Source organism: Chitinophaga pinensis, from assembly GCF_007896845.1.
Taxonomy (GTDB): Bacteria; Bacteroidota; Bacteroidia; order Chitinophagales; family Chitinophagaceae; genus Chitinophaga; species Chitinophaga pinensis_C.
This window is the reverse complement of record NZ_VOHS01000001.1, coordinates 451541-462632: the sequence shown is the minus strand read 5'-3', so window position 1 is coordinate 462632 and position 11092 is coordinate 451541. Positions and strand designations below refer to the sequence as shown.

The following is an 11092-nucleotide window of genomic DNA, read 5'->3' as shown; positions in this document are numbered from 1 at the left end:
ATTTTCTGTCAACAGCAAACAGAATGGGTTTCCACGTTCCGAATACAAACGCTGATGCTACCGGATAATATTTATTAATAGCAGGTAAATAAGTTGAATCATATATTCTGCAAAGGTCAGCCTTGGACATCTTAGTCTTTACAGCATACGACCACAATAAAGATCCAAACTTATCCGATCTGTCATCTAAGTTTTGATCAATGAAGTCACTTTTATCTGGTTATACGCATATACAGAATATTGTTTTTGAACGACTCAATTATTGGCAAAACTACTTCTAGTTGCTTATCCAAATAGTTTAACCCATTCGAAATAGTCGTCCAGTGATTTGGTAAAACTCCTTGGATTCGAAGGCATTGTAATGTCTCAAGCGCTGAGTCATTGCCAATGTTAAAAATATTTTTTACTTCCTTCGCCAGCAACTGATAATTGCAAACTATCTGTGAGACTAAATGTAATGCTGTCCCGAGGTTCTAGTATTAATATCTTTGGTCTTAATATTTGTAAACACCGAACGGAGAGATACATAAACAGGAACTTTTGATTTTAGGCTCCATTTTAACATGCCATCGTCACAACTGTTCTCTCCAGCTGCCATTCACGTTCTCTCGGATTGACTATCTCTACAGGAGAATGCTAATTTCAACGGGTTGCCTTTGCAGTCTAATCCAGGTTTACACAACACCACCATAGAAGAATCCTGGGGATTGTCGCTTTTACTTATCTCCGGATCCCGAGCTGCCAGAAATCCTGACACTGATAAACACAGCTGTAAATAGAATGGAAAAATACTTCATGTCTTGTTAATTGAAAATTTTAGTACCCGTCATTTTGAGGAAGGCCGGCCATGAGACTCAGATGGTGGAATTGGTGCGATCGCCCTGCCGCTTGGAAATGGCAGATCCTTTGCATAAGAAAACCTTGCATCTTCTCTATGAACACCTTTCCGCATTCTCTGCAAATCGAACATTCTAAGCCTTCAAATGCCAATTCTTTACGACGTTCCTTTTTATTGAATCAATCAGTGCGGCGCCTGTTGCATGCACAGGTACACTAAACGGATTTGCTCTTTTCCGTACAGCATCTAAATACAACGAGCATCATTTTCTTCGCCTAATATCGCAGATGCTTCTGCTGCGTTAAAAACATTTCGGATGACCGAACTACAGAGAATAGTACGCAGCTTTTTCATCAGGCACTGCCGGATCAACTTCACTTGCAGCAGATATGGGAAATTTCACAACCTGCCATTTACCTTGTTCACTAACAACCCAGTTTCGGCGAATATCCCTGGGGTCTTCAACAAGAATATCCGCGATATCGTTTGTAGCAACAAAGCCCCAATCAACACCATTCACTAATATTCCCAAAAATCCAGCTGGCATAACCCCACCCCAAAGGTGACAACTGATATAATGTTCTGTTTCGCAGGTTTCTTATATTTAAATATATTATCAGGATACCCTTCAGAAATTGTCATCAAGGTGTTCATTAGCGACTTCTGCAGCATTTTTTTGCATTGGTATAATCTCCTTTAAATAAATAGGTTCTGGCTAACAATGCCTTTACTGCAGACAAATTCATTATTGTCACATCTTTTACCTCTGTTGAAAAGCGCTCTTGATTGCTCATAATCGCAATTATTCGTTGGTATACATCCGCGACGGTTAATCTGTCAACTGAAAGGATATATCATAGTTATCAACATAGGAACTCCAATATGTGTCCCCCCACTTGTGAAATTAAATGCTGAGCAAAGACATTAACAAGCTTAAAATGCACCAACGCTCTCATTGCATACGCCTGTCCTTTAATACATCAGCAAGTTTCTCATTTTCTTTTCGGTATTTATCAGTTTCTTCAATTACAAAGCTGCAGGCATGCGCTATCTGATAACCTATTCGCCAAAGTGGATTCATCGCCGTTGCACGAGGATCTATTCCTGCATATTCCTGCGTATCGCTGAAATCTGATTTTGTGCCCAGCATAATGACTTGTCAATAATCCTCCTGCATCAGAAGCTGGCTTTAAATTGTCTGCTATTAATTCCGGATAGGCCTGACTGCTTGCATACTCAAAATTCACTGCATACTTAAAATAAATACCATTAAGAAAGTCCTGCATCGTAACAAGATCCTTCACATAGCTCTGTCGGTTTAAAGCTGTGTTATCGTCTATTTCCAAAAAATCTTTTGTACATGATATAAGTGTTAACAATATCATGTTTATAAAAATTAGTCTACAGTATCTCATAGATTATTTATTTAGTCTGCTGTATTAAAAAGTTAAGTTCATTCCCAGAGAAAGCGTTCTTTGTAATGGATAGATCGCACCAGCAGTTCCACTCCCACTTACACTCTCAGGATCCTGTCCGGAGTATCTGGTCCAGGTAGCTACATTGTGACATTGAAAGAAGAATCGTAGTGTTTCTATATGAGTTTTATCAATTATATCCTTAGGAACTTTATACGCTAATGTTATATTCGCAAGTCTGATAAAATCACCATCGAACAGGTATCTGGTTGACACATTTGTGCCTCCTCATACGTTCCGTTGTTGTCCAAAAAGTAACCTTCTGGGATTTGCAGCGATATCTCCTGGTTTTTCCAACGATTAAGTGCGCTACGGTCTTGGTTAATAAATGGATTTAATCCATCATTTACCCCGAACATTGCCGCATCACCATTATAAATCTCAGATCCATATTGGAAATAAATCATTGCTGACAACTCAATACCTTTATAAGAAACGAATTGGTAATAGCACCAAATCCATCTGCTGAGAATTCCCCACGAATTCAGGTAAAGCAGCGTTATAGTCACTTGTTACTTTGCCAGTAGAATCAATCCATTGTGGTTTTCCATCAGCAGGATTAACACCAGCCCATCTTGGCATATAGAATGAATTATAGGCTATTCCGGTTCCATTTGCGATTAAACTACGTCCAGGCCTTTCTAAAGGGAGGAAAGCACGAGTCAATATGTTTTTATTCTTACTCCAGTTAGCATTTATATTCCAATTGAATTTACCTGATCTGATAAATCAGCAGAAACTGAGAGTTCAATACCTTTATTACTAAGATCTCCTATATTGCTCCGTAAATTAAAGAAACCTGTAGTCGTCGGAATATTAATTCCAGCAATAACTTTAGATGTTTTCTTACTATAAATATCTCCCGTAAACGCAACTCTGTTATTTAAAATCTAAGTTCAATTCCTGCATCCCAATTAAATGTCTTTTCCCATTGAATATTTGGGTTTCCAGGTGGCACATAAGGGTTAGGCAAAACTGCGCCAGTGTTAAGAAACCTATATAATACCAGGTTGTCATAGCGCAAATTGTTGGATATAGCGGATGAATTTCCAGTGATCCAAGACTACCTCTAACTTTAAAGTAATTAATGACTTTAGATATACGTGTTGCGAATGGTTCAGATGACACGACCCACCCTATTCGGTAGACCAGTGTGAGCCGAATTTTTGTTATCTCCAAATAAGGATGACCCATCAGTTCGAATGCTTCCGACAAGAGGTATTTACCTGAAAAGTCGTAGTTAGCCTGACCGAAGTAAGACAACAAAGTCTGCTTACTCGTAAGACCACCAGCGTTGTTATTTTACCTGTATTTATCTGGTCCGCTAATGGATTCCCTGTTATATTCTGTACAATTACGTAAATATTTTCTGGTAAGGATCTGCGCTTCGTGCCCCAATAACAAACTTAAATTATGCTTACTACTGATTGTTTTAGAGTATCGCAGAATATTCGTTGTATAAATTGGCATTTCTTACGTCTGTTTCATTGATCCTTCCAATTCCGGGGTCGAGGTTAGATCCTGCAAGTAGTGGATTTTTTCCTTCGACTCAGTTAACATGAAATTGGTGCCTAAATTCGAGGAAAACGAAATACCCTTAAAGGGATGAATGTCTACGTATAGATGCTTAGTCCACGATATGAAACGTTTTTGTTAATGTTAATCTGGCTGCGGCCAAGGGACTTGCCACCTGATCAAAATTATAAGTCAAATCATAAGGAGTAGATAATCCCCATGAATAATTTAATATTTCCAGTCCATTGTTATCTCGTATAGCATTCAGAGGAGATATCGCTGACACTAACGTTCTGATGCGCCTGGATAACTAAACTTTTGCACATTATAAGAAAGTGCTGTATTTAGCCCTAACTTCAACCATGAAACAGGGGAATTCTCATAATTGATACGGATGGATTTTCTATCGAAACCTGTATTCTTTTCTATACCATCTTGTTTTGTATATTCAAGATTAATATAAAATTGCTCCTCTCATTGCCTCCTGATATTGACAATTCATTCGCAAATGTCATGGCATGATTATTATACAATTCTTTCATCCAGTTAGGTTCGGAATAAAAGCTGGTATCACCGGGTGAGTTTATCTGATGCGGAAACTTGCTGATGAGGTCCGATTTTATCCGATCATCAGTCCAAAAAGCAGGATCAGTATTCTTATATGTTTCATATAATAAATCCAGATACTCTTTCTGATTTAACATATTGTAATTACTGTTCAATCTGGATGCGAGATCTGTCTGATGCCGAAAGTTAAACCGTGTTTTTCCTGCTTTGCCTTTTTTAGTTGTTATTAGAATCACACCATTACTTGCCTTGGATCCGTATAAAGCGATTGCACCTGCATCTTTTAATATGCTTATAGATTCTATATCTGAGGGATTCAATTGAGACATCGGATTATTTATAGCAACACTACTCGTAGTAGCTTGTGCAGGATCCTGAATGACAGGCACGCCATCAATTATAATCAAAGGATTTCTTGTAGTCGCACCATTTTCAATAGTACCCCCTGTTGAGATACCGCGTAACACAAAATTTCCTAATCCTCCACCTGGTTGTCCGGTTCCCTGTGTAACCAATAAGCCCGGCACCAGGCCCTGTAGGCTTTTATCAAAACTTCTATTAGGCAGGTTTTGTATCTGGTCGCCTTTTACAACAGTCACTGCACCTGTCAGTTTTGTCTGTTTCGTGCTACCATACGCCGTTATCACTTGTTCATTTAAACTATTGTCCCCTTGCTTTAATCGTACCTTTACACTGGACTTTCCTGAAACGGGGATCTCCACCATCTCAAAACCGGTAAAACTAACCTGCAAAACATCTTTCTCAATTGGATGATTCAAAGTAAATTCCCCCCTGTTACTGGTAGATGTCCCAAATAAAGTTCCCTTCACCCTGACAGTAGCGCCATGCAAAGGCATACCATTCTCGTCTGTCACGAGGCCACTAACCCTACTCACCATCACAGTATCCTTCTCTTTTCTTGAAGGCATAATTGACTTAATAAATATTTTATCCTTATTCCCCTTAACATACTCATAGGTCAGTCCGATAGGAGGCAACATCTCTCCCAAGGCCTCTTCAACAGGCGTTGCAACGAATTTCACACCAACAGTCTGATTGGTATTCAGGTCTCCAAAGAATAGCAATATCCCGGTTTGTTTTTCAATGACATTGAAAACATCCCCCAGGGCGATGCGGCTGCTTGTAAGTGTAACATTTCTACCCGGTTGCGCACTCTTCTGCGCAACGGAATAAATACAGGGAAGTAACAGGCAAAGAATGCCCATTAAGCTACGGGCTGCGTAGCAGTGAGTAAATTTTTGATGCATAAGGACAAGACTAAATGGTTAGTTAATTGACAGTCACCTGACGATATTTGGTAATGAATTTAGCTAGGCAAAAAGGTTCCCCCTTTCTATCCTTAAGAATAGGTGTCTTGAAAAATGGGTGAATTCAGAAAATATATTTTTTTTCGGTTGGGTTCACCCATCCGTGAAAACATAGTACAATATAGGGTTTCAGGCTATGTTAACTGATTATTAAGAAATAATCCGGAAGAAAGGTCGTAAATTAAAGTGTCGTACATCAGAACAGGCAACATAAATTAATGGGAAACATTATGATATTAACGTAGAGCATACTAGCTTGCATCGTGCTTTTTCAATCATAATCATTCATACAGAATCAACCAGCATGCACACCGATGTGAATGACGATCTGCTGCTACAAGAACTAAAATCCGGAAATACAAACGCGTATAAGACAATGTACATACGCTTCGAAAAGCTCCTGCTGTTCGAAGCAAGCCGGCTTTTGGGAGATGTAGAAGAAGCAAAAGATGTTATACAGGAGTTCTTTATAGACTTCTTCGAGAAAAAGCGATATAATAATATACACACCAACCTCAAGGGATATCTATATATCTCTATACGGTACAATTGTATGCTTATCTTAAAACGACAGAAGAGTCTGCAGAAATCTCAACAGGAATATTATTCTTCACAGGAAGAGGCAACCGTACACATGGAAGAAGAACATGAGCCAACTGTCCGCGACTATATCGACAATAAAGTGAATGAACTACTGAAATTTATGCCAGCACAGAGAAGCAAAGCATTCCAACTCTATGTCCTTCAGGGCATGAAAAGAAAAGAAGTGGCCAGCATCATGGGGTTAAGTGATAATACTGTCAAGACTCACCTCGCTACCGCAATTAAAACGTTGCGTGAAAAATTGTCATAATAATCATATAATTATATCACCCATTTCGGGAGCGCAATACTCTTATACTTGAATTAATAATAACTCATGGAATTAGATAGGGATCATATTCATCAGCTGATGAATGAAAAGTGGTGATGGGGGTTATTAACGAAACAGATGAGCAACTCCTTCAAAATGCATTTAAAGAGTATCCGGCACTAAAAACCGAATTCGAACAGCTTCAGCAGGAATACGCCATTTGGTCCAGTGAACCCGCCATACAACAGCTCGATAGCGAGGCTGACTTCGCTCTTATTGAGGATAAACTAAAAAGTAGAAAACTCCGTAAAAGAAATGGACTGGCTCTTAGCATGCTGCTCGTCGCCGCATCTATAACAGCCTTCGTTATTTTTATATACCCACTTTTTACAAACCATCCTGATAAAATAAAATCAGGTCAGGATGTGGCAATTAATAATACAACGCTCCAACTACAATTATCCAATGGCGAGATCGTCGATCTTTCTGCCCCTCAGGATAGTATTACAGTTAATGGTGGCACACAATTAAAGAATAGAAACAACTCCCTCACATATTCCACAAAAGACAAGACCAATACTACTGAACAGGTAAACAAACTATGGGTTCCTCCAGGTATGGACTATCACATTACATTATCTGATGGTACCCTGATATTCCTCAACAGCGCCACCTCACTCCGGTTTCCTTTTCACTTCACAGGAAATACCAGAGAAGTGTTTGTTGACGGAGAAGCCTACTTACAAGTCGCCAAAGATCAAAACCGGCCTTTTATCCTACACACCCCAAATGGTGCTGTACAGGTGCTCGGTACCTCCTTTAACGTAAATACTTACGACCCCGGACTTATAAAAGTCTCACTGGTAGAAGGCGCCGTATCTTTTGCTACAGCAAACAAACAAACAATCCTTAAACCAGGACAAGCAATTACATATCTGGAAAACAAAGGGACAATGCTGACCGCTTTAAACGAAAATGATTTACTCTGGATTAAAGGAAGATATAAACTGGATAATACCTCAATGAGTGAGATCACCAAGGTACTCCCACGCTGGTATGGTGTAAAGGTCGTAATCGACAACCCTGCAACAGCCCGCAAAAAGTTTACCGGTACCATCCTGAAAGCAGAACCTATTCAGGAGTTTCTGGATGCAATCAAGTTAACTACCGGCGCAGAATCTTATTACAAAGACGGCGTTTTACATATCCGTTAAAATAATATTCCCTTCCTCCTAATTATTGGTTGGCAACTGCTAACTATATTCCCATATAGTTAATATAGTACTATGGAACCTCAAACCTTGCCAAAGCATAATCCCAATCGCGCTTATACATATGCCGCTATTATAATTGCACTGATACAATTTATTATTTTTAAATACCTGTATCCATTCCCAAATTTTCTGCCCGACTCATACAACTACCTCCGCAGTGCATTGAAAAATATGAATGCCAACATCTGGCCTGTTGGATATCCCAAACTTATAAGTTTGGTAGGTTTTTTTACACACAACGACACCACATTAATTCTGGTTCAATATGCCATCTATATTGCCTCTGCCCTCTACTTTTTCTTTACATTTATTACTATCGCCAGATACAGCAGATGGGTTAAAATAGGCGTCTTTATATTCCTATTCCTGAATCCGGCATTTATATTCATCAGCAATTATATTTCAAGTGACCTCTTTTTTACAAGCTTGAGTCTGGTGTGGATGGCTCAACTATTTCGCCTGATAAAGAACTATTCTCCCTTACTGATTATCTCACACGCAATTATTCTACTTTTTGCCTTCGCCGTAAGATATAACGCACTCTTTTATCCGGTTATCAGCATCATCGTAATACTGCTGACAAAAATGCCATCTGGTAGAAAATCTTTTAGCTTAGTAGCCATTATATTAACACTTGCGACTTTTGCGATGTATACTGCCAATGAAAACAAACGACTTTTCGGCACCCGGCAATTTTCTGTTTTTGGAGGATGGCAGATGGCCAGCAATGCACTCATCGCTTATGAACACGTTACTGAAAGAAATCCGGTACCAGATAAATTTTCTGCACTACATACAATAGTGAATACGTATTTTGACTCTCTGAGACTGGCAATTGACGAAGGAGAAAAAAAGAAAAAACGCTTAACGCATACTATTTATGGAATGATAATGCACCTCTGCAAAAGTATTCGCGTATTGTTACGCCCACAGGAGTCAGGAGAATGCCTGCAGTCAGCCCATTATATAAAGACTATGGAGCATATCTGGCCATGCAACACCCTAAGGCATTTTTTAGTTACTACCTTCTGCCAAATACAAAACAATACTTCTTTCCCCGACCAGAATTTCTCTCAATCTATAATCAGGGAGATCAAACGATACAATCTGAAGCCGTAAAATGGTTTAGATATAAGGATAACAAGGTTTTTAATCACCTCAACAAAAAGAAGATCGGTCTATTCGACTATTATTCCTTCCTAATTGTTTGCGTAACCATTTTGTTTCTTAGTGGCTGCATTCTCTTCTTTACAAGAAAATGGCACCTCTACTTCCCCTCTCAATTCCGCTCTGCCCTGCTTATCACCCTCCTCTTCTGGGCCGCGAATCTTTTCTTCAGCGTGTTCGCCTCCCCCATCGTTCTCCGATACCAGCTTTTCAATATGGCAGTAACTTTCGCTTTCGTACTCCCCCTCGTCGATTTCTTCCTGCGTGCAGACGGCTCTCCTGCCCCTCCCGCTCCGGAAGAAGTCCTCGATGATACCGCCCTCCAGCCCTTGTAAATGGAAATCCGTACTTTTGCCACGATGCAAAAATACGCCTCCATACTCAACGCCTTTAAAATCGACGCACTCAATGAGATGCAGATCGCTTCCATTGATGCCAATCAAAAGGCTGACAATGTCATTCTTCTCTCCAATACCGGTTCAGGTAAGACCCTTGGCTTCCTGATACCTATACTGGAACAATTAGACAAAAACACGCCTGGTACCCAGGCTTTAGTCATAGCGCCCTCCCGCGAACTGGCCATGCAGATCGAAAAGGTCTGGAAAACAATGACCACAGGATTTAAAGTGACCTGCTGTTACGGCGGACACCTCCGTGAAACGGAAGAAAATAACCTGCTGGAAGCGCCTGCCCTGATCATCGGTACCCCCGGAAGACTCGGCGACCACATCCGCAGAGAAAATATTAAACCAGCTGGTATAAAGACACTGGTACTCGATGAATTTGATAAATCCCTCGAACTGGGCTTTCAGGACGAAATAGAATTTATCATCGAATCCCTGCCAGGACTGAAAAAGAGAATCCTGACCTCCGCTACCGAAGCTGTGGATATACCCGACTTTGTCGGCATCGAAGAACCAGTAAGACTGAACTTCCTCACAGAAGAAAAATCAGAAGCACTGGCTATAAAATACGTGGAAAGCGAGGATAAAGATAAACTTGACACCCTCTTCAGATTGGTATGTTTCCTCGGTAACCGCTCTACCATCATCTTCTGCAACCATCGCGAAGCCGTAGAACGTACCAACTCCTTCCTGAAAGATAGCGGACTCACCAGCGTCTTCTACCATGGCGCCATGGAACAACGCGACAGAGATGCTGCACTGTGCAAGTTCAGAAACGGTACCAGCAATATACTGGTGACTACCGACCTTGCCGCCCGCGGACTGGACATCCCTAATATCAGATATATCGTTCACTACCACCTCCCACATACTGCCGATACCTACACACACCGTAACGGTCGTACCGCCAGAATGGACGCCAGTGGTACCGCTATCCTGATCATAGGTCCAGACGAGAAAATGCCTTCCTATGTAGAAGAAAATCCGGAACTCATTACCCTCGCGGATAAATATGAACTGCCGGAAAAACCGAAATGGACGACCTTCTACATCAGCGCTGGCAAGAAAGATAAAGTCAATAAGGTTGACATTGTGGGCTTCCTGACCAATAAAGGACAACTGAAAAAAGAAGATGTAGGTCTGATCGAAGTAAAAGACTTCTTCTCTTTCGTCGCTGTAAGGAAAAGCAGGGCTGCACACACTCTCTCCCTGATCAAAAACGAAAAGATCAAGAATAAGAAAGTAAACATTGACGTAGCGAAATAAACTACTCGGGGAAATTCGCGTTTATATGATATGCGCAGTAGGGTTTCCTTATATATTATGGCAGCCATTTATGTGGCCGCCGGTATCAATCACTTCGTCAATCCGGAAATTTATATAGGCATCATGCCTCCCTGGCTGCCCTTCCAGACCGAACTCGTATACATTAGCGGCGGTGTGGAAGTGGCAGGGGGATTACTACTCCTGCCTGCCGCTTCGCGGAATATAGGCGCATGGATCATCATTGGCCTCCTCCTGGCCGTATTTCCCGCTAATATCCAGATGGCTATCAATTACTACGCAACCAGACATCCCATGTTATGGCTGGCACTCCTGCGGCTTCCCTTCCAGTTCGTATTGATATGGTGGGCCTGGAAGTTCACAAAATAAAAATCCGGCCATCCCTTT

Annotated in this window: 10 protein-coding genes; 6 read left to right on the top strand and 4 right to left on the bottom strand. The window is 40.7% G+C overall.

Features of this window, described 5'->3' with window-relative positions; genetic code table 11:
- Positions 1-1163: 1163 nt before the first annotated feature.
- From FEF09_RS01965 to FEF09_RS01945, 4 genes are all read right to left on the bottom strand, one after another.
- Complete coding sequence (locus FEF09_RS01965) at positions 1164-1385, bottom strand: hypothetical protein (RefSeq protein WP_146303365.1); 222 nt, start codon at positions 1383-1385, stop codon at positions 1164-1166.
- 405 nt (positions 1386-1790) lie between these two features.
- The gene (locus FEF09_RS01960) at positions 1791-1988 is read right to left on the bottom strand and encodes a hypothetical protein (RefSeq protein WP_146303363.1); all 198 of its coding nucleotides are present in this window, start codon (positions 1986-1988) and stop codon (positions 1791-1793) included.
- Positions 1989-2739: 751 nt separating this feature from the next.
- Positions 2740-2895 carry a hypothetical protein gene (locus tag FEF09_RS30575; protein WP_186774159.1) on the bottom strand — a complete coding sequence of 52 codons (156 nt, stop codon included), beginning with the start codon at positions 2893-2895 and terminating at the stop codon, positions 2740-2742.
- A gap of 1358 nt (positions 2896-4253) precedes the next feature.
- Entirely contained in the window at positions 4254-5663 is a 1410-nt protein-coding gene (locus FEF09_RS01945) for a TonB-dependent receptor plug domain-containing protein (RefSeq protein WP_146303361.1), read from the bottom strand.
- Positions 5664-6099: 436 nt separating this feature from the next.
- Here FEF09_RS01945 and FEF09_RS01940 point away from each other — a divergent pair, with 436 nt between their 5' ends.
- The 6 genes from FEF09_RS01940 (at position 6100) to FEF09_RS01920 (ending at position 11074) form a co-directional block, all read left to right on the top strand.
- A complete protein-coding gene (locus FEF09_RS01940) occupies positions 6100-6576 on the top strand; it encodes an RNA polymerase sigma factor (protein WP_409994843.1) in 477 nt (158 codons plus the stop codon).
- 425 nt (positions 6577-7001) lie between these two features.
- Entirely contained in the window at positions 7002-7790 is a 789-nt protein-coding gene (locus FEF09_RS01935) for a FecR family protein (RefSeq protein ID WP_186774158.1), read from the top strand.
- A 72-nt stretch (positions 7791-7862) separates the two neighbouring features.
- Positions 7863-8969: a hypothetical protein gene (locus FEF09_RS01930; protein ID WP_146303354.1), complete on the top strand. Its 1107-nt coding sequence runs from the start codon at positions 7863-7865 to the stop codon at positions 8967-8969.
- Between the two features lie 101 nt (positions 8970-9070).
- A complete protein-coding gene (locus tag FEF09_RS31345) occupies positions 9071-9352 on the top strand; it encodes a hypothetical protein (protein ID WP_222596907.1) in 282 nt (93 codons plus the stop codon).
- 24 nt (positions 9353-9376) lie between these two features.
- Complete coding sequence (locus tag FEF09_RS01925; protein ID WP_146303352.1) at positions 9377-10687, top strand: DEAD/DEAH box helicase; 1311 nt, start codon at positions 9377-9379, stop codon at positions 10685-10687.
- Between the two features lie 57 nt (positions 10688-10744).
- Positions 10745-11074 (top strand): DoxX family protein, encoded by a 330-nt coding sequence (locus FEF09_RS01920; RefSeq protein WP_261387290.1) that lies wholly within the window; start codon positions 10745-10747, stop codon positions 11072-11074.
- Positions 11075-11092 lie beyond the last annotated feature (18 nt).